Source organism: Kitasatospora sp. NPDC040550, assembly GCF_055594965.1.
In genome coordinates, this window is sequence record NZ_JBVIWC010000010.1 from 17138 (window position 1) to 37736 (window position 20599).

The 20599-nt window shown below is 73.0% G+C and carries 22 protein-coding genes; 12 read left to right on the top strand and 10 right to left on the bottom strand.

Annotation, left to right across the window (positions count from 1 at the left end; all coding sequences use genetic code 11):
- Nucleotides 1–92: 92 nt before the first annotated feature.
- A complete protein-coding gene (locus tag ACZ58X_RS16725; protein WP_360230722.1) occupies nucleotides 93–389 on the top strand; it encodes an MTH1187 family thiamine-binding protein in 297 nt (98 codons plus the stop codon).
- 3 nt (nucleotides 390–392) lie between these two features.
- Here the strand turns inward: ACZ58X_RS16725 and ACZ58X_RS16730 are convergent, their stop codons facing one another.
- A complete protein-coding gene (locus ACZ58X_RS16730) occupies nucleotides 393–860 on the bottom strand; it encodes a DoxX family protein (RefSeq protein ID WP_470334367.1) in 468 nt (155 codons plus the stop codon).
- A 152-nt stretch (nucleotides 861–1012) separates the two neighbouring features.
- On the opposite strand from ACZ58X_RS16730, the gene ACZ58X_RS16735 reads away from it, so the two are divergent.
- The 3 genes from ACZ58X_RS16735 (at nucleotide 1013) to ACZ58X_RS16745 (ending at nucleotide 4060) form a co-directional block, all read left to right on the top strand.
- Nucleotides 1013–1591, top strand: a complete 579-nt coding sequence (locus ACZ58X_RS16735) for a TetR/AcrR family transcriptional regulator (protein WP_470334368.1) — start codon at nucleotides 1013–1015, stop codon at nucleotides 1589–1591.
- 145 nt (nucleotides 1592–1736) lie between these two features.
- Nucleotides 1737–3302 carry an MFS transporter gene (locus ACZ58X_RS16740; RefSeq protein WP_470334369.1) on the top strand — a complete coding sequence of 522 codons (1566 nt, stop codon included), beginning with the start codon at nucleotides 1737–1739 and terminating at the stop codon, nucleotides 3300–3302.
- Nucleotides 3299–4060: an SDR family NAD(P)-dependent oxidoreductase gene (locus ACZ58X_RS16745; RefSeq protein ID WP_470334370.1), complete on the top strand. Its 762-nt coding sequence runs from the start codon at nucleotides 3299–3301 to the stop codon at nucleotides 4058–4060. The genes ACZ58X_RS16740 and ACZ58X_RS16745 overlap by 4 nt, the downstream gene beginning before the upstream one ends.
- A gap of 52 nt (nucleotides 4061–4112) precedes the next feature.
- Here ACZ58X_RS16745 and ACZ58X_RS16750 read toward each other — a convergent pair whose 3' ends face one another.
- Nucleotides 4113–4775, bottom strand: a complete 663-nt coding sequence (locus tag ACZ58X_RS16750) for an SMI1/KNR4 family protein (protein WP_470334371.1) — start codon at nucleotides 4773–4775, stop codon at nucleotides 4113–4115.
- 261 nt (nucleotides 4776–5036) lie between these two features.
- On the opposite strand from ACZ58X_RS16750, the gene ACZ58X_RS16755 reads away from it, so the two are divergent.
- The 3 genes from ACZ58X_RS16755 to ACZ58X_RS16765 all read left to right on the top strand — a co-directional run bounded on the left by ACZ58X_RS16755 (nucleotide 5037) and on the right by ACZ58X_RS16765 (nucleotide 8367).
- The gene (locus tag ACZ58X_RS16755; protein ID WP_470334372.1) at nucleotides 5037–5957 is read left to right on the top strand and encodes a carbohydrate ABC transporter permease; all 921 of its coding nucleotides are present in this window, start codon (nucleotides 5037–5039) and stop codon (nucleotides 5955–5957) included.
- Nucleotides 5954–6850 (top strand): carbohydrate ABC transporter permease, encoded by an 897-nt coding sequence (locus tag ACZ58X_RS16760; protein WP_470334373.1) that lies wholly within the window; start codon nucleotides 5954–5956, stop codon nucleotides 6848–6850. The genes ACZ58X_RS16755 and ACZ58X_RS16760 overlap by 4 nt, the downstream gene beginning before the upstream one ends.
- A gap of 122 nt (nucleotides 6851–6972) precedes the next feature.
- Nucleotides 6973–8367, top strand: coding sequence for an ABC transporter substrate-binding protein (locus ACZ58X_RS16765; RefSeq protein ID WP_470334374.1), 1395 nt, complete (start codon nucleotides 6973–6975; stop codon nucleotides 8365–8367).
- 87 nt (nucleotides 8368–8454) lie between these two features.
- On the opposite strand, the gene ACZ58X_RS16770 is transcribed toward ACZ58X_RS16765, so the two are convergent.
- Nucleotides 8455–8724, bottom strand: coding sequence for a helix-turn-helix domain-containing protein (locus ACZ58X_RS16770; protein WP_380408291.1), 270 nt, complete (start codon nucleotides 8722–8724; stop codon nucleotides 8455–8457).
- 86 nt (nucleotides 8725–8810) lie between these two features.
- Between ACZ58X_RS16770 and map the strand changes: the two genes are divergently transcribed.
- Both map and ACZ58X_RS16780 read left to right on the top strand, forming a co-directional pair.
- Nucleotides 8811–9578, top strand: a complete 768-nt coding sequence (gene map / locus ACZ58X_RS16775; protein WP_470334375.1) for a type I methionyl aminopeptidase — start codon at nucleotides 8811–8813, stop codon at nucleotides 9576–9578.
- Nucleotides 9579–9639: 61 nt separating this feature from the next.
- The gene (locus ACZ58X_RS16780; protein WP_470334376.1) at nucleotides 9640–10065 is read left to right on the top strand and encodes an acyl-CoA thioesterase; all 426 of its coding nucleotides are present in this window, start codon (nucleotides 9640–9642) and stop codon (nucleotides 10063–10065) included.
- A 30-nt stretch (nucleotides 10066–10095) separates the two neighbouring features.
- On the opposite strand, the gene ACZ58X_RS16785 is transcribed toward ACZ58X_RS16780, so the two are convergent.
- Complete coding sequence (locus ACZ58X_RS16785) at nucleotides 10096–11415, bottom strand: YibE/F family protein (RefSeq protein WP_470334377.1); 1320 nt, start codon at nucleotides 11413–11415, stop codon at nucleotides 10096–10098.
- 198 nt (nucleotides 11416–11613) lie between these two features.
- Here ACZ58X_RS16785 and ACZ58X_RS16790 point away from each other — a divergent pair, with 198 nt between their 5' ends.
- Both ACZ58X_RS16790 and ACZ58X_RS16795 read left to right on the top strand, forming a co-directional pair.
- Entirely contained in the window at nucleotides 11614–13098 is a 1485-nt protein-coding gene (locus ACZ58X_RS16790; RefSeq protein ID WP_470334378.1) for an alpha/beta hydrolase, read from the top strand.
- A gap of 244 nt (nucleotides 13099–13342) precedes the next feature.
- Nucleotides 13343–15652: a transglycosylase domain-containing protein gene (locus ACZ58X_RS16795; protein ID WP_470334379.1), complete on the top strand. Its 2310-nt coding sequence runs from the start codon at nucleotides 13343–13345 to the stop codon at nucleotides 15650–15652.
- 108 nt (nucleotides 15653–15760) lie between these two features.
- On the opposite strand, the gene ACZ58X_RS16800 is transcribed toward ACZ58X_RS16795, so the two are convergent.
- Together ACZ58X_RS16800 and ACZ58X_RS16805 are read right to left on the bottom strand one after the other, a co-directional pair.
- Nucleotides 15761–16396, bottom strand: coding sequence for a hypothetical protein (locus ACZ58X_RS16800; RefSeq protein ID WP_470334380.1), 636 nt, complete (start codon nucleotides 16394–16396; stop codon nucleotides 15761–15763).
- 4 nt (nucleotides 16397–16400) lie between these two features.
- Entirely contained in the window at nucleotides 16401–16949 is a 549-nt protein-coding gene (locus ACZ58X_RS16805) for an RBBP9/YdeN family alpha/beta hydrolase (RefSeq protein WP_470334381.1), read from the bottom strand.
- Nucleotides 16950–17277: 328 nt separating this feature from the next.
- On the opposite strand from ACZ58X_RS16805, the gene ACZ58X_RS16810 reads away from it, so the two are divergent.
- Nucleotides 17278–17844: a DJ-1/PfpI family protein gene (locus ACZ58X_RS16810; RefSeq protein ID WP_470334382.1), complete on the top strand. Its 567-nt coding sequence runs from the start codon at nucleotides 17278–17280 to the stop codon at nucleotides 17842–17844.
- Between the two features lie 257 nt (nucleotides 17845–18101).
- Here the strand turns inward: ACZ58X_RS16810 and ACZ58X_RS16815 are convergent, their stop codons facing one another.
- From ACZ58X_RS16815 to ACZ58X_RS16830, 4 genes are read right to left on the bottom strand one after another with little or no spacing between them, the layout of a single operon-like run.
- Nucleotides 18102–18635 (bottom strand): GNAT family N-acetyltransferase, encoded by a 534-nt coding sequence (locus ACZ58X_RS16815; protein ID WP_470334383.1) that lies wholly within the window; start codon nucleotides 18633–18635, stop codon nucleotides 18102–18104.
- Complete coding sequence (locus tag ACZ58X_RS16820; protein ID WP_470334554.1) at nucleotides 18632–19372, bottom strand: protein kinase domain-containing protein; 741 nt, start codon at nucleotides 19370–19372, stop codon at nucleotides 18632–18634. The genes ACZ58X_RS16815 and ACZ58X_RS16820 overlap by 4 nt, the downstream gene beginning before the upstream one ends.
- Nucleotides 19339–20094, bottom strand: coding sequence for a hypothetical protein (locus tag ACZ58X_RS16825; RefSeq protein ID WP_470334384.1), 756 nt, complete (start codon nucleotides 20092–20094; stop codon nucleotides 19339–19341). Before ACZ58X_RS16825 ends, ACZ58X_RS16820 begins: the two co-directional genes overlap by 34 nt.
- Nucleotides 20091–20513, bottom strand: coding sequence for a hypothetical protein (locus tag ACZ58X_RS16830; protein ID WP_470334385.1), 423 nt, complete (start codon nucleotides 20511–20513; stop codon nucleotides 20091–20093). The genes ACZ58X_RS16825 and ACZ58X_RS16830 overlap by 4 nt, the downstream gene beginning before the upstream one ends.
- Nucleotides 20514–20599 lie beyond the last annotated feature (86 nt).

A 20599-nucleotide genomic window follows, 5' to 3' on the forward strand; every position in this document is an offset into this window, starting at 1 on the left:
CCGGAGAGTCCGGCGACCCCGGTTAGCCTGGTCGCGGCCCGGAGCGGTCCGGGCCGCGACCAGGTGTCGTCGGACGTCAAGGAGCGCAGACCGTGATCGCAGCTTTTTCGGTGACCCCGCTGGGGATCGGCGAGGACGTGGGGGAGGCGGTGGCCGCGGCCGTGCGGGTGGTGCGGGCGAGCGGGCTGCCGAACCGGACGGACGCGATGTTCACCAGCATCGAGGGGGAGTGGGACGAGGTGATGCCGGTGATCAAGGCGGCGATCGAGGCGGTGAAGGCGCACAGCGACCGGGTGAGCACGGTCATCAAGATCGACGACCGGGCCGGGGTCACCGACGGCCTCACCGCCAAGGTCGCCTCGGTCGAGCGGTACCTCGCTGAGGGCTGAGGCTCAGCCGGTCGAGGTGGGTTGGGGGCTGGGCCCGGCGTCCGGCCGGCGGGCGGCGAGCAGCCGGTCCAGGGAGTACGGGCCGGAGCCCAGCACCGCGATGGCCAGGAAGGCCCAGCAGAACATCACCGAGGCCTCGCCCCCGTTCTGCAGTGGCAGCAGGGCGTTCTCCTGATGGACGGTGAAGTAGGCGTAGGCCATCGAGCCGGAGCAGAGCAGGGCGGCCGCCCTGGTGCCGCTGCCGAGCAGCACCAGGGCGCCGCCGACGAGTTGGATCAGTGCGGCCCACCAGCCGGGCCACTGGCCGGGCGGGATGCTGCCGCCGCCCTTGGTGCCGCCGAGGACGCCGAAGAGTGCGGCGGCGCCGTGGCAGGCGAAGAGCAGGCCGACGACGATCCGGTAGACCGTCAGGACGAGCGGTCGCGCGGCCTCGACGGCCTGTTGGGGGGTCGGGGGGATGTGTGCGGGCATGCCGGAACGCCTCCTGTGGGGGGAGAAGGAGGGATGGGGCGGTAAGGCTAGGCTTGGTCTAGTCCACTTGGCAATGCTCCGTCAGATAACGGTCTGGACCACTCTCCGCTCTTTCTTGACCGATCGGTCTTGAAAGGGCTACTGTTCCGGTCATGGCGCGGACCAAGGAATTCGACCCGGACACGGCGCTCCAGGCAGCTCTCGAACTGTTCTGGCGGCGCGGCTACGAGGCCACCTCGATGGCCGACCTGGTCGAAGGGCTGGGCATCGCCCGGGCCAGCATCTACGCGACCTTCGGCAGCAAGCACGAGCTCTACCTGCGTGCGCTGGAGCGCTACAACGAACAGCACAACCCCGGCCTGCTGGCCGAGCTGTCCCAGCCGGGCCCGGTGCTGCCGGCCGTCCGCGCCCTGGTGCGCCGATATGCGGGAATGGGGGACGAGGACCGCAGGCGCGGCTGCTTCATCACCAACACGGCCGTCGAACTCGCCCCGCACGACGAGGCGGCGGCCCGCCGGGTGGAGGTCAGTTACGACCACCTGGAGACGGCGCTGACCGCCGCCCTGCTGCGGGCCGGGTCCCAGGGCGAACTGCCGGCCGGGCGGGAGCCGCGGGCGCTGGCCCGGATGCTGGTGGTGCTGCTGCAGGGGATCCGGGTGGTGGGCAAGACCGCCGACGGCGAGCCCCGGGTGCGCGACGCCGCCGAGCAGGCACTGACGCTGCTGGACTGAGCTCCGGTCCGAACCGGCGGCCCACGGGGGTGTCTCCGGCTCGGTCGGCCCGGCGTCCTTCGCCGTCCTGTGCCGTCTTTGTGTCGTCTTTTGCCGTCCCGATTCTGGACCGAACGTTCTTAAAAATTTGGTGTGGGGGGAGTCCATGAGTGTCACCACGAACGCCCGGAGGAGCTTCGCGCTGCTCGGCGTCGTCCAGGCGGTGCTGATCTTCACGATCATGATCCTCACCGTGCCGCTTCCCCTGGTCGCCCGGGAGCTCGGCCTCGGCCCGTCCGACGTCCTGCTGCTCAGCGCCGCGTACGGGCTCTCCTTCGCGGCCCTGCTACTGCTCGGCGGGCGACTGACGGACCGTCACGGCGGCCGCCGGATGCTCAGATGGGGCCTGGCGCTGCTCGCCGTCGCCTCGGTCGCCTGCGCCCTCGCACCGGACTACCCCGTCCTGCTGGCGAGCCGCTTCGTCCAGGGCGCGGGCGCGGCCCTCGCCGCCCCGGCGGCGGTCGCCGTGGTCCGCCGGCTGTACCCCGAACCCGCCGCCTACCGGCGGGCGATGGCCACCTGGGGCGGACTCTCCGTGATCGGCGCGACGGCCGGCAGCGTGGTGTCGGGGCCGATCGCTGCCGTGGTCTCCTGGCGCTGGCTGTTCGCGGTGCCCGTCCTGGTCGCGCTGGCCGGGCTGCTCCGCTCCGGCACCCTGCCCGAGCCCGACAGCGCTCCCGACGCCGAGCCTGACGCCAAGACCGACACCGCTCCCGCCTCCGGCCACGCACCCGCCTCCGACCACGCACCCGCCTCCGACCACGCACCCGCCCCCGTGAGCCGCCGCCCGGCGCTCGACCTGCGCGGCGCGCTGCTCGCCACCACCGGTGTCTGCGCGGCGAGTTACGCCCTGGTGGCGTCCACCGAGCACGGCTGGAGCAGCCCCGGCGTGCTCGCGCCGTTCGCCGTCGGCGTGCTCCTGCTGCTCGCCTTCGCCGGCGCCGAGCGCCGCACCGCCGACCCGCTGCTGCCGCCAGGCTTCCTCGCCGACCGCCGCCGGGCCACCGCCCTGGTCACCGTGATGGCGACCTCCGCGGGCACCGCCCTGGCCTTCGTCCTGCTCTCGCTCTACCTCCAGCAACTGCGCGGCTGGAGCGCGGCCGACACCTCCGCCGCGTTCGTGCCGTACGCGGTCGCCCTGCTGCTGTCCGGACGGCTGGCCGGGCCGCTGATCGCCCGGTACGGTCCGGTGCCGGTCACCGCCGCCGGTCTCGCCCTGGAGGCGGCCGGACTCGCCCTGCTGGCCGGGCTCGACCCCGCCAGCGGCTACCCCACCGGGCTGCTGCCCGGACTGCTCCTGCTGCCCGCCGGCGCCGCCGCGTCCTTCGCCGGGGCGGCCGTGCTCGCCACCAGCGGCGTGGCGCCCGAACGCACCGGCCTGGCGGCGGGCGTCTTCAACACCGCCATGGAGCTCGGCCCCACCGCCGGGCTGGCCGCTCTGATGGCCCTCGCCGCCACCCGTCCGACCGTCGTCGGCGGTTACGCGGCGGCCTTCGCCGCGGCCGCCGCCGGGCTGGCCCTGACCGCCGTCGCGGTCGCGGTCCTGCCCAGGGGCGGCGCCACCGGGGGCACCGTCGGGACGAGCACCACCAAGACCACCACCACGAGCACCACCACGAGCACCACCAACGCACCTGAACGCACCACTCGGATCAAGGAGTTCACCTCATGAGCACGCGTTTCGCCGACAAGTCTGTCCTGATCACCGGCGGCGGCAGCGGCATCGGGCGGGGGATCGCGCTCGCCTTCGCCGCGGAGGGCGCCCGGGTCGCGGTCGCCGGGCGCAGCCTCGGCCCGCTGGCCGAGACCGTCGAGCTGATCGAGCGGGCCGGCGGCAAGGCCGTCGCGCTGACCGGCGACGTGACGAACAGTGAGGACGCCGCCCGGCTGGTCCGGGAGGTCGTCGAGCAGTTCGGCGGACTGGACGTCGCCGTCAACAACGCCGGGGTCTTCGGCGCCGCCGGTCCGATCGCCGACATCGACGAGGACCAGTTCCGCTGGGTCTTCGACGTCAACGTGACCGGCACCCTGCTGGCGATGAAGCACCAGATCGGCCACATGCGAGCCCACGGCGGCGGGGCCATCGTCAACGTCTCGTCCAACCTGGGCGTCCACAAGCGGGCCGACGGCGCCGGCGCCTACAACGCCAGCAAGGCCGCCGTCACCGCGCTGACCCGCTCCGCCGCCCGCGACCACATCGGCGAGGGCGTGCGGATCAACACCGTCAGCCCCGGCCCGGTGGACACCCCGATGTCGACCCGCCCCGGCGAGAGCGACAGCGACAAGAGCGACCGGATGAAGGCCGAGGTGCCGGTCGGCCGGGCCGGCGCGGTCGCGGAGATCGCCGCCGCCGTGCTGTACCTGGCCTCGGACGAGGCGGGCTACACCGTCGGCGCCGACCTGGTGCTGGACGGCGGCGTCACCGCCTGAGCCCGTCCGTGACGGCTCCGACGCCCCTGTGCCACGGGGTCGTCGGAGCCGTTCAGCGGTTCTGGAGTGCGTCCAGTGCCTCCTCGGTACGGGCCCGGGCGACCATCAAGTCCTCCTCGATCCGCAGCAGCAGCACGTCCGGCCCCGCGTACCACCGGAAGTGGCAGCCGAGCGCGGGCAACTCCTGCAGTCCGTCGGGCTGTTCGTCGCCGGGCTCGAAGAAGACGCTCAACTCCGCTTCCTCCAGCAGCTTCTCGCTCATCGCCATCACCGCCGCCGCCGTGGAGAAGCGCTCCTCCCAGGGCTCCCAGCGCTCCTGCGATTTGTCCGCGAGGTCCGGCCGGCCCACCGTCGGCGGGTCCTCCTGCGCCAGGTCCGCCAGCAGCACACCCCAGTGCGCGCAGCCCTGGTTCTCGGCGCGGTAGACCAGCGCGCCGTCCAGCACGTGGAGCTCGTCCGGCGTCAGCAGCACGTCCTGGGAGCTGGTGAGGTCGGCCCGGCGCCCGAACAGCCGGTACGCCTCGCGCAGGGCCACCGGCAGCCGCAGCCCCAGTCGCTCCTCGGCCGCGTCCAGTTCGGCCTCGGGGAAGCCGTCCCGCGGCCCCAGCGGCTCGCCCCAGTACGCGGCGAAGCCCCGGACCAGTGCCCAGGCGCCCGCCCGGCCGTCCGGCGCTCCGGCCATCGCGGCCCGCATGTCGAAATCCGTCTCGTTCACCCGCGCACCGTACGGCACCCTGCTGACAGCGTGGTGCCGGTCGCCGACAGCCGCCGACAGCCGCCGAGGGCCGGGTGCCGACCGCGCGCGCCCGGTCGGCCGCCGGGCCGGGAGCGGCTGTTGCGCGCACGACCGGCCGAAATCTGACGCGAACGCGTAATCCCGGGGACACCGGTTGATCACCGCGGGGTTCCCGCGCCGTCGTTCGGGCAGGACACGGTTTCGGCCGGAACCAACACACGAAAGGCGGACGTGCCACCGATGCCGACCGCACCGCACCCCGTGCCCCTCGCGGGCCGTCGAAGCCGCTGGGGCGAGCACGGGCTCGCCTGGGCCTTCCTGCTGCCCTCCCTGGTGGTCTTCGTCCTGTTCATCGGCTATCCACTGGGACGGACGATCTACCTCAGCGGGCACGCCAACGACCTCTTCGGCGCGCCCTCCCGCTACGTCGGGTTCAAGCACTACACGGACCTGCTGGCCTCCGCCGACTTCGGCCGGACGCTGGTCACCACCGCGCTGTTCACCCTGCTCACCGTGGTGCCCGGGGTGCTCGGCGCGCTGGTGCTGGTGCTGCTGCTGGAGAACCGGATCCGCGGCGTACGGCTGCTGCGCTCCGCCTTCGCGCTGCCCTTCGCCTTCTCGGTGGCCAGCGCCTCGGTGGTCTTCGCGGTGTTCTACAACCCGGCCAGCGGGGTGCTGAACGGCCTGCTGTCGCACCTCGGGCTCGGCCCGGTCGGCTGGTTGACCGACTCCCGGTACGCGCTGTTCTCGGTGGCCCTGACCACGGTCTGGATGAACCTCGGCTACAACGTGCTGGTGCTCTCGGCGGGCATCGGCTCGATCCCGGGCGAGGTCGTCGAGGCGGCCCGGATCGACGGCGCCTCCGGCCTGCGGCTGGCCCGGTCGATCACCGTTCCGATGCTCGGCCCGAACCTGTTCTTCCTGACGGTGGTCTCCACCGTCCACGCACTGCAGAGTTTCGGCCAGATCCACATCCTCACCAAGGGCGGGCCGGACGGCTCCACCCGGACCCTGGTCTACTCGGTCTACGAGAAGGCCTTCGCCTACGGCTCCAGCGACTTCGGCACGGCGAGCGCCCAGGCCGTGGTGCTGCTGCTGGTCGTCCTCGCCTGCACGGCCGTCCAGTTCGGCGTCCTGGAGCGGAAGGTGCACTACGCATGAGCACGGCTGTCACTGAGGCCCGGGCCCAGGCCGCCCCGCCCCGCCCGAAGGCCCGTCCGCTGGCCGGCCGCTCCGCGCGCGACCTGCTCGGCCGCGCCGCCGTCTACCTGCTGCTCGCCGTCGCCGTGGTCACGGTCGCCTTCCCGGTGTACTACGCGGTCGTCGGCGCCTTCATGGAGCCGTCCGAACTCGCCTCCTACCCGCCCGCGTTGGTGCCCCACTCGGTCACCGGACGGAACTTCTCCGGCGCCGTCGACACCATCCCGCTGTTCCGGCAGTACGCCAACTCGGCGATCACCGCCACCGCGATCACCCTCGCCCAGCTGGTCACCTCGATCCTGGCCGCGTACGCCTTCGTCTTCCTGCCGATGAAGGCGCGGGCCGCGGTGTTCGGGCTGTTCCTGGCGACACTGATGGTCCCCTGGGAGGCGATCATCATCCCCAACTACCTGACGCTGTCGGGCTGGGGCCTCGGCAACACCTACTTCGGCCTGGTGCTGCCGTTCCTCGCCTCCGGCTTCGGCACCTTCATGCTGCGGCAGGCCTTCCGCCAGCTGCCCGGCGAACTGCGCGACGCGGCCCGGATCGACGGCGCCGGGCACTGGCGGTTCCTGTGGCGGATCGTCGTGCCGCTCAACAAGCCGGCCCTGGCCGCACTGTCGATCTACGTCTTCCTGTCGGCCTGGAACCAGTACTTCTGGCCGCTCATCATCACCCGCACCGCCGAGATGCAGACCCTGCAGATCGGCCTCACCTCGCTGCGCGACGCCGAGATGGCCGACCCCGGCCTGATCCTGGCCGGCGTGGTGCTCTCCCTGCTGCCCACCCTCGCCCTGGTGGTCTTCGGCCAGCGCTTCATCGTCCGCGGCCTCACCGCGGGCGCCGTCCGCTGAGCCGCGCCGTACCGGATCGTCCGCCCCGCCCGTATGCCCCGCCCGTACATCCCGCCCGTATGCCCCGCCTGTACACCCCGCCCGTACATCCCGCTCGTCAACCGGAAGAAGAAGGATCCCTCGTGAAGAAGAGTGCACGCGCGCTCGCGGCCGTGCTGGTGGCCGGCCTGTCCCTGACCGCCTGCGGCTCCAGCGGCTCGGACGCCGGTTCGGGGGGTTCCGCCGACGCCGGGGCGCCCGGCGCCCAGGCGCTCGACCAGGCCTCCGGCGTCACCACCGTCGAGTTCTGGCACTCGATGACCGGCAAGAACGCCGACGTGCTGAACGGCCTGGTGAAGGACTTCAACGCGGCCCACCAGGGCAAGATCGAGGTCAAGGCGCAGTTCCAGGGCAAGTACGACGAGCTGGTCACCAAGTACAAGGCCGCGGTGCAGCAGAAGGGCACCCCCGCCCTGGTGCAGGTCTACGACATCGGCACCCGCTTCATGATCGACTCCAAGCAGACCGTCCCCGCCCAGGCCTTCGCCGACAAGGACGGCTACTCGCTGGACGACCTCGACCCCAACATCCGCAACTACTACTCGGCCAACGGCAAGCTGGTCTCGATGCCGTTCAACTCCTCGATGCCGCTGCTCTACCTGAACACCGACGCCTTCAAGGAGGCCGGCCTCGACCCGGCGCAGTCGCCGAAGGACCTCAACGAGCTGGGCGACCTGGCCAAGAAACTGACCAAGAAGGACGCCGACGGCAAGACCGTCCGCTACGGCTTCGGGGCCGCCATCTACGGCTGGTTCGTCGAGGAGCTGCTCGCCGAGTCCGGCACCATGTACTGCGACAACGACAACGGCCGCAGCAACAAGGCGGCCAAGGTCGTGTTCGACTCAGCCCAGGGCGCGCAGATCGTCCAGTGGTGGGCCGACCTGGTCAAGGGCGGCTACGCGGCCAACACCGGCCGGGTCACCGACGACGCCCAGGCCGCTTTCAAGTCCGGCACGGTCGCCATGCACCTGGAGTCCACCGGCGTGCTGCGCGGCTACACCGAGGCCGCCAAGTTCGGTGTCGGCACCGCGCCCTTCCCCAAGGTGACGGCCGCCGACCAGGGCGGCCCGGTGATCGGCGGCGCCTCGCTGTGGATCAGCGGCCCCGGCCACTCGGACGCCGAGAAGCGGGCGGCCTGGGAGTTCGAGAAGTTCGTCACCGGCCCCGAGCAGCAGGCCGTCTGGCACACCGGCACCGGCTACTTCCCGGTCAACAGGAAGTCCCTGGACGACCCGAAGGACAAGGAGTGGGTCGGCAAGTACCCGCAGTTCCAGACGGCCATCGACCAGTTGAAGGCCACCAAGCCCACTCCGGCCACCGCCGGCTGTCTGCTCGGCGTGATGCCGCAGGCCCGCAAGGGCGTGGAGACGGCCATCGAGCAGACCGTGGCCGGCGGCAAGACCGCCCAGCAGGCGCTCGCCGACGCGGCCAAGGAGCTCCAGCCCGCGATCGAGAGCTACAACAGCTCGGTCGGCTGAGGCCGGTCACCCGCCCCGACCGACGGCCCGCCCGGCGCAGCACGCGCCCGGGCGGGCCGTCGCCGTCCCAGAGTCCGTCGGTCCGTCCTACGCGGAGAGCGCGGTGTCGTCCTCGGGCAGCGCGCACGCGCCCGCCAGCTCGTCCAGCGACAGGTCCAGCGCGAACGCCAGCGCCGCGATGGTGAAGAACGACGGCGTCGGCGCCCGCCCGGTCTCGATCTTGCGCAGCGTCTCCGCCGAGACGCCGGCCACCGCCGCCACCTCGACCATGCTGCGCTCGCCACGCGCCTCGCGCAGCAGCGCCCCGAAGCGCTCCCCACGCTCGCGCTCCCACGGGGTCAGCGGAGTCCTCACCATGCCGTCGAGTGTAGGGCGCCCGCCCCTCCTCGGGAACCGTGATACAAATACCGGTATAAGAATTGGATCCAGGGGAGAGGTTCACCATGGTCGAACTCAAGTCGGACGCCGCCCTCGACGCGATGCGCGAGGCCGGGCGGGTGGTCGCCAACGCGCTGGCGGCCGTGCAGCGGGAGGCCGCGGCGGGCGTGAGCCTGCTGGAGCTGGACGAGGTGGCGCGGGGGGTGCTCACGGCCGCCGGGGCGACCTCGCCGTTCCTCGGGTACCGGCCGGCCTTCGCGCCGGTGCCCTTCCCCGCCGTCATCTGCGCCTCCGTGAACGACGCGGTCGTGCACGGCGTCCCGGACGGCTACCGGCTGCGCGACGGCGACCTGGTGAGCATCGACTGCGGGGCCGTCCTGGACGGCTGGTGCGGCGACTCCGCCGTCAGCTTCACCGTCGGCCCCGCCCGCCCCGAGGACGCCGAGCTGATCGCCGCCACCCGGCGGGCCCTGGAGGCCGGGATCGCCGCCGCCGTGGTCGGCAACCGGATCGGGGACATCGCCCACGCCGTCGGCTCGGTGGCCCGCTCCGCGCGGTACGGGCTGCTCGACGGCTTCGGCGGCCACGGCATCGGCCGCCGGATGCACGAGGACCCGCACGTCCCCAACGAGGGCCGCCCCGGCCGGGGTTACCCGCTGCGCCCGGGCCTGGTGCTGGCCATCGAGCCGATGCTGACGGCCGGCGGCCGGGACGACTACGACACCGACCCGGACGGCTGGACCCTGCGCACCGTCGACGGCACCCGGGCCGCCCACATCGAGCACACCGTCGCCGTCACCGAGGACGGCCCGCGCATCCTCACCCTCCCGTAGCCCCCGCGTGGTGACGGACGTTACGCCCTCGGGCCCGTCCCGCCGGAGTACCGTGCGGGGCATGACCGATCAGGACTTCACCACACGGGTCACCGTACGCGGCTACGAGACCGACACCCAGGGCCACCTGAACCAGGCCGTCTACCTGCAGTACGCCGAGCACGCCCGCTGGGAGTACCTGCACGCGGCCGGCATCCGCCAGGCCGATCTGGTGGCCGAGGGCGTGGGCCCGGTCGTGCTGGAGACCACGGTGAAGTACCTGCGGGAGCTGCGCGCCGGGGACACGGTGGACATCAGCTGCGCGTTCGTCTGGCTGGGCGGCAAGACCTTCCAGGTGGTGCAGCGGCTGACCCGCGAGGACGGCGTGCCGGCCGCGGAGGTCACCGGGGTGGGCGGCATCCTCGACCTGGCGGCGCGCCGGCTGGTCGCCGACCCGCGCGAGCCGTTGCGCGCCCTGGCCTCGAATCCGGGGCTGCTCGGCCTCTGACCTCCCGTTGCGCTCCCTTCCCCAGGGGCGTCAGGCGGGCCGGTGCCGCCCGCCGGGGACCGGCGCCGTCCGGGGGTGGTCGGCGGCCGCGATCAGGGCGGCCAGACCGGTGGTGACCGGCACCGCCGCGACCAGTCCGATGCTGCCGACCAGGGTGCGGGCGATCTCCTCGGCGACCAGTTCGCTGGTGGCCACCGACACCAGCGTCCGGTGCGCGACGGAGAACAGCAGCAGCAGCGGCAGCGCGGCACCCGCGTAGGCGAGCACCAGGGTGTTGACGGTCGAGGCGATGTGGTCGCGGCCGATCCGCATGCCGGTCCGGTAGAGCCGGCCGGCGCCCATCGTCGGGTCGGCCTCGTGCAGTTCCCAGATCGCCGAGGTCTGGGTGACCGTCACGTCGAACAGCACGCCGAGCGAGCCGATCACGAACCCGGCGAGCAGCAGGCCGCGGATCTCGATGCCGGGGTAGAGGCCGTGGACCAGCCCGGTCTCCTCCGAGGTGTCGCCGGTCAGCTGCGCCCAGGCGGCGAAGACCAGGCTGAGCACCCCGATCAGGACCAGCGACGCCAGCGTTCCGAGCACCGCCACCGAGGTGCGGGCGGAGAGCCCGTGGCACAGGTAGAGGGCGATCAGCATGATCGCGCTGGCGCCGACGATCGCCACCAGCAGCGGGTCCGAACCGCGCAGGATGGCGGGCAGGATGAACAGCGACAGCACGGCGAAGCTGATCGCCAGCGCGACCAGCGCGGCGACCCCGCGCCAGCGGCCGATCACCACCACGACGACGGCGAACAGCCCGGCGAGCACGCCCATCGGCAGGTTCCGGTCCACGTCGACGACGCTGTAGCGCAGGTCCGCCGGGGCGTTCGGCGCGTACGTGAGGACGACCCGCTCGCCGACCTCGTAGTGCCGTGACTCGGCCGGGTGGACGACCACCGTGAAGGTGCGGCCCCGGTCCGGGCCGTCGGTGACCTCCACGGTGCCCTGCCGGCAGGTGCCCCGGTCGGCGGGGCCGAGGTCGACGCAGGGCAGTTCCTGGATCCGGGTGACCCGGCCGTGCCGGATCTGCTGGTCGAAGCCGAGCCCGGTGTGCTGGTGGGCCGGGACCCCGCCCGGCCAGAGCACCACCAGGCCGACGGCGACGGCGAGCGCGAACGGGATCAGCACGGCCGCGATCACCTTGCGCAGGTGGGCGGAGACCGGCGCGGCGGGCCCGTGGGCGTGGGCGTGCGCGTGGCTGTGCCCCACAGGCGCGGCGTGCCCCACGGGCGCGGCGGGCCCCCCGTGCGGGTGCTCCTGCTCGTGCTCGTGCACGAGCGCGATCCCGTCGTGCGGGTTCCCTGCCGTCACCTCACGCCTCCTCAGATCTCCTCCACAGCACCCGAAATCATCGACCTACGACCCGCCGTCGTCCCGCAGGACCCGAACGGTCGGCGCGCCGCCGCCGGGTGCGGGGCGGCCCCCGCCCGCCGACGGGGGATTGCCCCACCACCGATCGACCGGCTGGCGGCATGGGCCCGATTCCCCTGCCGCAGCAGACTCTTGGGCATGTCGAAGCTCACCGGTACCACCCTCGCCACCCTGGCCGTCACCGTGCTGACCGCCCTCCCCGCTGCCGCCGCCGCCCCGGAGCACTCCGGTGCGGGCGGCCTCGACTGGACCACCTGCCAGGGCCGGGTCGACCCCCGCCAGCAGTGCGCCGACCTCACCGTCCCCCTGGACTACAACGACCCGGACGGCCAACAGATCACGCTCGCCGTCTCCCGGATCGCCACCGCCAAGCCGGGCCTGCGCCGCGGCGTGCTGCTGACCGTGCCCGGCGGGCCGGGCGGTTCCGGCATCGGCCTCCCCACGAGCGCCGTCGGGCGCCTCCCGCAGTCCGTCCTGGACCGCTTCGACCTGGTCGGCTTCGACCCGCGCGGCGTCGGCGGCTCCACCCCGGTCAGCTGCGGCCTGGACCACTCCGACCTGGCGATGGTCAAGCTGCGCCCCTGGCCGGCCGCCGACGGTTCGATCGACACCAACCTGGCCACCGCCCGCCGGGTCGCCGAGACCTGTGCGCGCAACGGGGGCCCGGTGCTGCGCAGCATCTCCACCGCCAACGAGGCCCGCGACATCGACCGGATCCGCCAGGCCCTCGGCGAGCGCAAGCTCTCCGCCTGGGGCACCTCGTACGGCACCTACGCGGGCGCCGTCTACGCCACCATGTTCCCCGGGCGCACCGACCGGATCGTGCTGGACAGCAACGACGACCCGGACCCGTCGAAGGTCGGCCGCGGCTGGCTGGCCGCCTTCGGCCGGGGCGCCGAGGACCGCTTCCCCGACTTCGCCGCGTGGGCGTCGGCGCCGGACAATCCGGACCGGGTCGCGGACACCCCCGAGCAGGTGCGCCCGCTGTTCCTGGACCTCGCCGCCCGGCTGGACGCGGCCCCGCTGCCCTGGCCCGGCGCCAACCCTGCCGAGCTGAACGGCAACGTGCTGCGCGAGTCCATGCTGAACAGCCTGTACGCGGACGCCGAGTTCCCCGACCTGGCCCGGCTGATGCTGGCGGGCCTCGGCCGCCGCCCGCTGCCCGCCCCGGTCGTGCCGCCCGACGCGGCGGTGCAGAACACCCTCGCGGTATCCGTCGGCACGCTCTGCAACGACGTCCGCTGGCCCGCCGACCCGGCGGCCTACGCCAAGGACGCGGCCGCCGACCGGACCGCCCGGCCGCTCACCGCGGGCATGCCGGTGAACGTGATGCCCTGCGCCTTCTGGCCGTTCGCGCCGGCCGAGCCGCCGGTGCGGGTGACCGGCCGGGGCCCGGCGAACGTCCTGCTGGCGCAGAACCTGCGCGACCCGGCCACCCCGTACTCCGGCGCGCTCAGGCTCCGGGCGGCGTTCGGCGACCGGGCCCGGATGGTGACGGTCGACTCCGGCGGCCACGACGTCTACCTGGCGAACGGGAACGCCTGCGGCGACGCGGCGGTGACGGACTTCCTGGTGACGGGCCGTCGCCCGGCCGGGGACGTGTTCTGCCCGGCCGCCGGCTGACGCCGACCCGGGCGGCGGGGCAAGCGGGGCGGCGGGGAGGCGGGGCAGCGGCGGCAACCGGCCGCAGGGCAACGGGCCGTGGGGACAACGGGCCGTAGGGCAACGGGCCGTGGACGAACGGCCCTTGTCCCTGCGTGTACCCACGTTCGACCCTCACACATGAGTCGAACCTGTCGCGATTTTGTGACAATAGTTCGCCAACAGGCCCCCCACGGTGGGGATTCACGGCCGTAATGTTCGAACTATGTCACCGAAGAGCCGCATACCTGCCCCGGACCCGGGCGACACCTGGGTCCCGCGCCCGAGGCGCCGTCAGACCCCGCTCGGAATCCTGCGCCATGCGGCCACCTTCCTCGGCTCCAGCGTGCTGGGCGGCGTCCTGCTGGCGGGGCTGATCCTCCCGGGCGCGGGCGCGGTCGGACTGGGCGCCAAGAGCGGCGCCGAGGGCTTCGAGAGCATCCCCGACGACTTCAAGACCCCGCCGCTCACCCAGGCGACCCAGATCTACGACGCCAGGGGCGGCCTGATCGCCAAGGTCTACGAGCGCGACCGCACCGTGCTGACCGCCGAGCAGATGTCACCGCTGATCCGCAAGGCCCAGGTGGACATCGAGGACGCGCGCTTCTACGAGCACGGCGCGGTCGACCTCAAGGGCGTGCTGCGGGCGATCACCAAGAACGCGGAGAGCGGCGCCGCCGTGCAGGGCGCCTCCACCCTCACCCAGCAGTACGTGAAGAACGTCAACGTCGAGATGGCCGGGGACGACCCGGTGGCGGTGCGCGAGGCGCAGCGCAAGACCCTGGGCCGCAAGATCCAGGAACTGCGGTACGCCATCAAGCTGGAGGAGGACCTCTCCAAGGAGCAGATCCTCACCAACTACCTGAACATCACCTTCTACGGCCACCAGGCGTACGGCATCCAGGCCGCCTCCCAGCGGTACTTCAGCAAGGACGCCAAGGACCTCACCCTCCCCGAGGCGGCGATGCTCGCGGGGCTGGTGCAGAACCCCTCCCAGTACGACCCGAAGCTGCACCCGGTGGCCGCGCAGAAGCGCCGGGACACCGTGATCGACAAGATGGTGGAGAACAAGCACATCACCGCCCAGCAGGCGGCCGAGGCCAAGGCCGCCCCGCTGGGCCTCAACTACAAGGACCCGCAGAACGGTTGCATCACCGCCCAGGCCGGCATGGGCTTCTTCTGCGACTACGTCCGCCACGTGGTCAAGCAGGACCCGGCCTACGGCAAGAGCGCCGCCGAGCGCAAGAAGCTGTGGGACACCGGCGGGTTGAACATCTACACCACCCTCGACCCGGACAAGCAGGCCGCCGCGCAGAACGCCGTCTCCACCAAGGTGTACGTCACCGACCCGGTCTCGGCGGCGATGACGATGGTCGAGCCCGGCAGCGGCAAGATCCTGGCGATGGCCCAGACCCGCCCGTACGGCCTGGCGAAGGAGAAGAACCAGACCGTCGTCAACCTCAACGTGGACGCGGCGATGGGCGGGGGCATCGGCTTTCAGCCCGGCTCCAACTTCAAGCCGATCGTGGCCGCCGCCGCCCTGGAGGCCGGCCTGTCGCCGACCCAGCAGTACGACTCGCCGAACCGGATGGACTGGCCGACGATGAAGACCTGCGACGGCACCTGGAAGAACCTCAGCAAGGGCAAGAAGGAGGGGACGATCCCCAACGAGAGCCCGAGCGAGAAGGGGCCGTACCAGCTCAAGCAGGCGATGGCGCTCTCGGTCAACACCTACTTCGTGCAGATGGAGCAGGAGATCGGGCTCTGCGCCGTCAAGCAGATGGCCAACAAGCTGGGCGTGACCGGCAAGGCGAGCGGCGACCCCTTGCAGGAGGTGCCCGCCCTCGGCCTGGGTACCCAGGAGGTCAGCCCGCTGACCATGGCCAACGTCTACGCGACCTTCGCCGCCCGGGGCTCCTACTGCGCGCCGGTGGCGATCAACCGGATCACCACGGTGGACGGCAAGGACGTCCCGGTGGCCCCGGCCCGCTGCGACCAGGTGATGTCCCCGGACACCGCCGACGTGATCAACAGCGTGCTGCTCGGGGTGACCGAGAAGGGCGGCACCGCGCGGGACCTCCGGCTGGACGACGACCGCCAGATCGCGGGCAAGACCGGCACCACGGACGAGAAGAAGTCGGCCTGGTTCACCGGCTACACCGGCAACCTGGCCGGCTCGGTCTGGCTGGGCAGCCCGGGCGTCAAGGTGCCGATGCGCAACATCCGGATCGGCGGCCAGTACCAGCCCGAGGTGTTCGGGGCGACCGGCCCGGGGCCGATCTGGCAGCAGGCCATGAGCGACGCGGTGCGGACCATGCCGGAGAAGGAGTTCACCACCGTCCACATCCCGGACCCGGTCCGGCCGACCCCGGGGTGCGGCACCGTCACCGGCTCACCGTCCTCGGCGACCTGCACCGGAGCGCCCAGCCCGGGCTCGACCGGCCGCCCGCGCGGCAACTCCCCGTCGGACGGCGGCACGGTCGGCCGCTCGGCCCCCACCACCGCGCCGGACTCCCCGGACCCGTCGGACCGGTGACGCCCGCGGCCCCGCCCGCGGCCCCGCACTCAGGCGGGGCCGCACGGGCCGGGGGCGCATGGGCCGGGGGCGCATGGGCCGGGGCCGCACGGGCCGGGGGCGCCTGCGCTACCGCGCCTCGACCGGATCGCCGGTGTCCTGGTCGAGGTTGAACACCCGCCGGTAGGAGTCGGTGACCACGGTGATCTGGGTGCGTCCCGTCCAACTCGCCGTCACCAGCCGGGCGTCGTCCGGGCCGCCGCCGACGTCCGCGAGCAGCCAGCGCCGGGCCGACCAGCCCTGCCCGCTCTCCAGCAGCACCTGCCAGTGCTCACCGGCCTGTGGCCCGGAGTCGTACGAGCGGTGCACCACCACCAGCGAGCGCTGGGCCCCGGCCGGCGCGTCCTCCCGGCTGCGGGTCTCGGCCGCCGACACCTTGTGCGCGGCCAGCACGCCGAGCAGGAACACCACCCCGGCGGTCACCGTGACCGCCCGGGTGGCGGCCCGTACGGCGGTGCGGCGGTCGCTCAGCCAGGCGGCCGCGATCAGCGCGCCGAGCGCGCCGCCGAGCAGCAGCTCCGGCCGGTTCAGCAGGTCGGCGACCAGCATCAGGCCGCCCGAGCGGCTCTCCCACTGGCCCTCGGTGTACAGCAGGACGGCCGCCGCCCCCGCGGCGAGCAGCAGCCGGGCCAGCAGCCGCCTGGCCCGCGGCGTCCGGTGGCGCCGGCGCGGCTGCGTCCACTCGTCCATGGTCCCCCCGGTCATGTGCTCACAGCTCCGCGAGGAGTTTCCGGCCCTCCGGCCAGTCGCCCAGCCCGGAGTCCGCGTTGAGGTGTCCGTACGCGCCCGGCTCGACGTAGCGGGAGCCCCAGGCCCGGGCGAACTCCCGGGCCCGCTCCGGGGTGATCCACGGGTCGTCGGTGGAGGAGACCACGACGGTCGGGAACGGGAAGCGCTCCAGCGTCACCGGCCGGAAGCCCAGCACCTCCGGTATGTCGGCGTGGTCCACGTCGGCGGGGGCGACCAGCAGCGCGCCCCGCACGGCGGCGGTCCGCCCGGCGGACGCACCGGCCACCCAGTCGGCGGCGGTGACGCAGCCCAGGCTGTGCGCCACCAGCACCACCGGCCCGTCGGCGGCCGCCGCGTCCACCGCCGCGTCCACCCGCGCCACCCAGTCCGTCCGGTCCGGGTGGTCCCAGTCGGCCTGCTCGACCCGGCGGAAGGCCTCCGGGTCGGCGGCCTCCCAGCGGGTCTGCCAGTGCTCCGGGCCCGAGTTCTGGTACCCGGGGAGGACGAGGTAGGTCGTACGGTCGGTCATGGGCTCCTCCGGGGCGGTTCCGGCCGCGGCCGGTGGACGGCCGGTGGACGGGTCGTGGGCGGTCGGTGGGCGGGCAGCACGAGAGTCTAGGCCTCGCCCACGACGCCCCCACAGCCGGGCGCCGCCCCCGCCGCCGCACCCGCTCCCGCCCCGGCACGCGCGGCTCGCGACCGGCGCGTGCGCCGCGTGGTGCGCCGCCGTACGCCCGGTGCGCCCTGTTGCCAACGGCGCGACGGGTACGGGAGGTTGGACCGGGCCCGGGCGCGGCGGCCACCGCGCCCGGGCCCGTACCAGGACCGAGGTTCGACCACGTGGAGGGATGTCGGCGATGACATCGAAGATCCTGCTCGTCACCGGGGACGCCGCCGAGTCGCTGGAGGTGTTCTACCCGTACCAGCGCTTGCGCGAGGAGGGCTACCAGGTCGACATCGCCGCCCCGACCAAGAAGCGCCTGCAGTTCGTGGTGCACGACTTCGTGGACGGCTACGACACCTACACGGAGAAGCCCGGGTACACCTGGCCCGCCGACCTCGCCTTCGCCGACGTGGACCCGGCCGACTACGTCGCCCTGGTCATCCCCGGCGGCCGCGCCCCCGAGTACCTGCGCAACGACCCGGACGTGCAGCGGATCACCCGGCACTTCTTCGCCGGCGACAAGCCCGTTGCGCAGATCTGCCACGGCCCGCTGATCACCGCCGCCGCCGGGGTGCTCGACGGCCGCCGCACCTCCGCCTACCCCGCGCTCGCCCCGGACATCAAGGCGGCGGGCGCCGAGTTCGTGGAGGGCGAGGCGGTGGTGGACGGCGTGGTCGTCTCGGCCCGGGCCTGGCCCGACCACCCGGCCTGGCTGCGCGCCTTCATCGAGGTCCTGCGCACCAAGGCCCCGGTGTCCTGACCCGCCGCCGGCTGCCCGGCCCGGCCGTACCCCGAGGCGTCTCCGGGTACGGCCCCGGACCGGGGTCGGGGTAGCGGGCCCTCCCGGAGGCTGACGACCGCCGCAGCCAGCGCTGCCATGGTGTCAACAACGATGGAAACAGTCGGAGTTGATGATCCGGCGCGCTGACCCAGGGAGAACGGCATGACCGCCGATCCGACCGCCCCCGCCCGCCGGCTTCGCCACCCGCTGCTGCGCGCCGCCGTCACGGCCGCCGGTCACGGCGTAGACGAGCAGGACGAGGACGGCGCGTTCCACGGGATACTCCGGGTGTGCGGGGAGGGGCCGGCGGCCGATGGCGGCCGGATGGTGTAGGTGAGGAACCCGGCGTGCTCGCCGGTGGGCGCGAACTCGGCCTTCACCAGGACTCGTCCGGAGGCGGGGTTGTCCGGGTGGTGCTTGGCGCGGACCTCCGGCAGCCCGAGGTGCCCGAAGGCCAGGGCAAGGACTCTGCGGACGCCCTCCGTGGCACAGCCGCGGCCCCAGGTGTCCGGGCGCAGGATGTAGCTGATCGCGGCGACGGGTCGGTCAAGGTGGAGCTTGACGACCCCGAGGAGGTCACCGGCGGCGTCGAGCCCGAGGGTGTAGAGCGCGCGTGGCGTCGACGTTGCGGAGGCTGCGGCGGTGCGGGTGTAGAACCGGGCTTCGGCGGCGTCCATCGGGGCCCTGCCCAGGTACTTCGTCGCCTCGGCACTGTAGATGCGCAGCAGGGCGTCGGCGTCGCCGGGGACCAGCTCCCGCAGCTCGATCACGCGTCCGCTGCTTCCACGAGCATCGTCAGCTCGGCGGCGGTCGGCCGGTCGTCGGGAACGGCCAGCAGGACGTGCCGTAGGCGCGCCTGGAGGGACGGCCAGGGCAGGGTGATGGACAGCGGTACGGCGCGGTGGGCGATGGCCTTGCGGATGGCCTCCAGCGGCGTTGCCTTGCCGAGTCCGGCGGTCTCGTAGTCCAGTGGCCAGGTGCCGGTGAGGCAGGTCCACAGGGTTCCGGCGAGGGCGTAGACGTCGGCGGTCTGGGTGGTCTCGACGGGTTGGGGGCCGTTGATGATCCGGGCGGCCAGCTCGGGCGCGGTGAGGTGGATCATCGTGCCGTCGAACGTCGTCCACGGCGTCGTGCCGATCTTCCGGGACCATGCGAAGTCGAGGAGCCGGACGCCCTGCTCGGTGTGGATGCCGTGCTGGGGTTGGAGATCACCGTGCACCCACCCGGCGGCGTGCAGGTCGGCTACGGCGCGGCACAAAGCGACCGCAGCGGCGAGGGCTTCGACCTTCCCGTCGCCGCCCGTGCGTACGGCGCGAAAGACGTCCCAGGTGGACGGCCCGGCCAGCCACGGGGTGACGTACCAGATGCCGTCGGTGAAGCGGCCGGCGGTGACGGTGTATCCGGGGAGCTGGTCCAGCACGGAGGCTTCCCTGGCGGTGACCTCGGCGGCGGAGCCGGTGCCGAGCTTGATGCTCACCGCACCCTTGGGGCCGCCGGCCTTCCACACCGCCGAGCCCCGCCGGTTGCTGATCTCCTCCAGCTCGACCGGGCCGCAGACGGCCTCTGCGGCCTTGAGCGCCGCTGCGGCCGCGGAAGTGAACTTGCCCATTCTCGTACTGCCTTCCACTCACAGGGGATGTGCTCGAAGACGTCCCGGCCGTCGTCGGCCGCCACGGACAGTGCCATGGCGAGGTCGGGAGTCCCCTCCAGAAACTTCGGATCCAGCGGCCGGACGCCCGCACGCACCGGGAGGAACGAGAACGGCGACGGCGGGAGGCTCTGCCCGCGCCGGCCGGTCTCGACCGCGCCCTGGGCGAACTTCCCGAACATGACCCCGACCTGGGCGTACAGGTTCTTCAATGCCCAGTGCGGCCACGCCATCAGCTCACGGTTGGACGCGCCTTCGCAGTGCCCGCGCAGCACGATGTTCTCGCACGCGAGGACCCCGAAGGGGCGGCTCATCAGTGGGCGGACCCATTCCGCGGCCTGGACTCCGGCATGGAACAACTCGGCCTCCACCGCGTACCGGTGGCTGCCCGGCGTGATCTCGTAGACGGTCCAGCCGGTCATCCCCCGGCGGGTGGAGGGGAGCAGGAACGGGCAGTGCTCGTCCAGCGTGGCGAGGTAGCCGTCCACGTCGACGCTGATGGGGTTCTCGGTGCGGGCCTCGGTGAGGCGGAGCGCCCCGGTGGTCGGCCGGGACGCTCCGTCGAATGGTGCGGTGATCACAAGTAGGACGCCGCCGGGGTCAGGTCGTCCCCGTCGCCCGGGGCCGGCGAGCAGTCCCACTCGGCCCAGACCTCGCCGGTCTCGCGGTAGCGGGCCAGGGCCTCGGTGTCGAGCGTGCCCCCGGCGTCGGTGAACCAGATCTCCGGCAGGGGCCCGTACGCCTCCTCGTAGGCGCTCACCCACGAGATGAAGCCGGTGCCCGAGCTCTCGACGTGGGCCAACTTGCGGCCGGCGTGCTGGAGGCCGAAGGCGTCGTGCGAGGCCGAGTCCGCGGCGAGACAGTGCCACGCCGCGTCGATCGCGGCGGAGAACATCTGCGGGGCGGTCCGGCCCGCGTCGATCTGTCGTGCGGCGATGGTGAAGAACTTGCCCAACTCGTCCAGCTCCACGGTGGAGTCGGGGGTGCTGGCGGTGCTCATGTGCCTCTCCAATCGGGTTGGCTCTGCCCGGCCGGGGGTGGACGGGCAGTCGTGCGTGGTGCCCGGCCCGTCATCAATGCAGGTCG

Bases quoted from the DNA above. Each gene is read 5' to 3' on its own strand.
- ACZ58X_RS16730 (WP_470334367.1), bottom strand. From the start codon at position 860: ATGCCCGCACACATCCCCCCGACCCCCCAACAGGCCGTCGAGGCCGCG.
- ACZ58X_RS16780 (WP_470334376.1), top strand. From the start codon at position 9,640: ATGACCGATCAGGACTTCACCACACGGGTCACCGTACGCGGCTACGAG.
- ACZ58X_RS16760 (WP_470334373.1), top strand. From the start codon at position 5,954: ATGAGCACGGCTGTCACTGAGGCCCGGGCCCAGGCCGCCCCGCCCCGC.
- ACZ58X_RS16735 (WP_470334368.1), top strand. From the start codon at position 1,013: ATGGCGCGGACCAAGGAATTCGACCCGGACACGGCGCTCCAGGCAGCT.
- ACZ58X_RS16755 (WP_470334372.1), top strand. From the start codon at position 5,037: ATGCCGACCGCACCGCACCCCGTGCCCCTCGCGGGCCGTCGAAGCCGC.
- ACZ58X_RS16800 (WP_470334380.1), bottom strand. From the start codon at position 16,396: ATGACCGGGGGGACCATGGACGAGTGGACGCAGCCGCGCCGGCGCCAC.
- ACZ58X_RS16830 (WP_470334385.1), bottom strand. From the start codon at position 20,513: ATGAGCACCGCCAGCACCCCCGACTCCACCGTGGAGCTGGACGAGTTG.
- ACZ58X_RS16740 (WP_470334369.1), top strand. From the start codon at position 1,737: ATGAGTGTCACCACGAACGCCCGGAGGAGCTTCGCGCTGCTCGGCGTC.
- ACZ58X_RS16745 (WP_470334370.1), top strand. From the start codon at position 3,299: ATGAGCACGCGTTTCGCCGACAAGTCTGTCCTGATCACCGGCGGCGGC.
- ACZ58X_RS16810 (WP_470334382.1), top strand. From the start codon at position 17,278: ATGACATCGAAGATCCTGCTCGTCACCGGGGACGCCGCCGAGTCGCTG.
- ACZ58X_RS16770 (WP_380408291.1), bottom strand. From the start codon at position 8,724: ATGGTGAGGACTCCGCTGACCCCGTGGGAGCGCGAGCGTGGGGAGCGC.
- ACZ58X_RS16790 (WP_470334378.1), top strand. From the start codon at position 11,614: ATGTCGAAGCTCACCGGTACCACCCTCGCCACCCTGGCCGTCACCGTG.
- map (WP_470334375.1), top strand. From the start codon at position 8,811: ATGGTCGAACTCAAGTCGGACGCCGCCCTCGACGCGATGCGCGAGGCC.
- ACZ58X_RS16795 (WP_470334379.1), top strand. From the start codon at position 13,343: ATGTCACCGAAGAGCCGCATACCTGCCCCGGACCCGGGCGACACCTGG.
- ACZ58X_RS16805 (WP_470334381.1), bottom strand. From the start codon at position 16,949: ATGACCGACCGTACGACCTACCTCGTCCTCCCCGGGTACCAGAACTCG.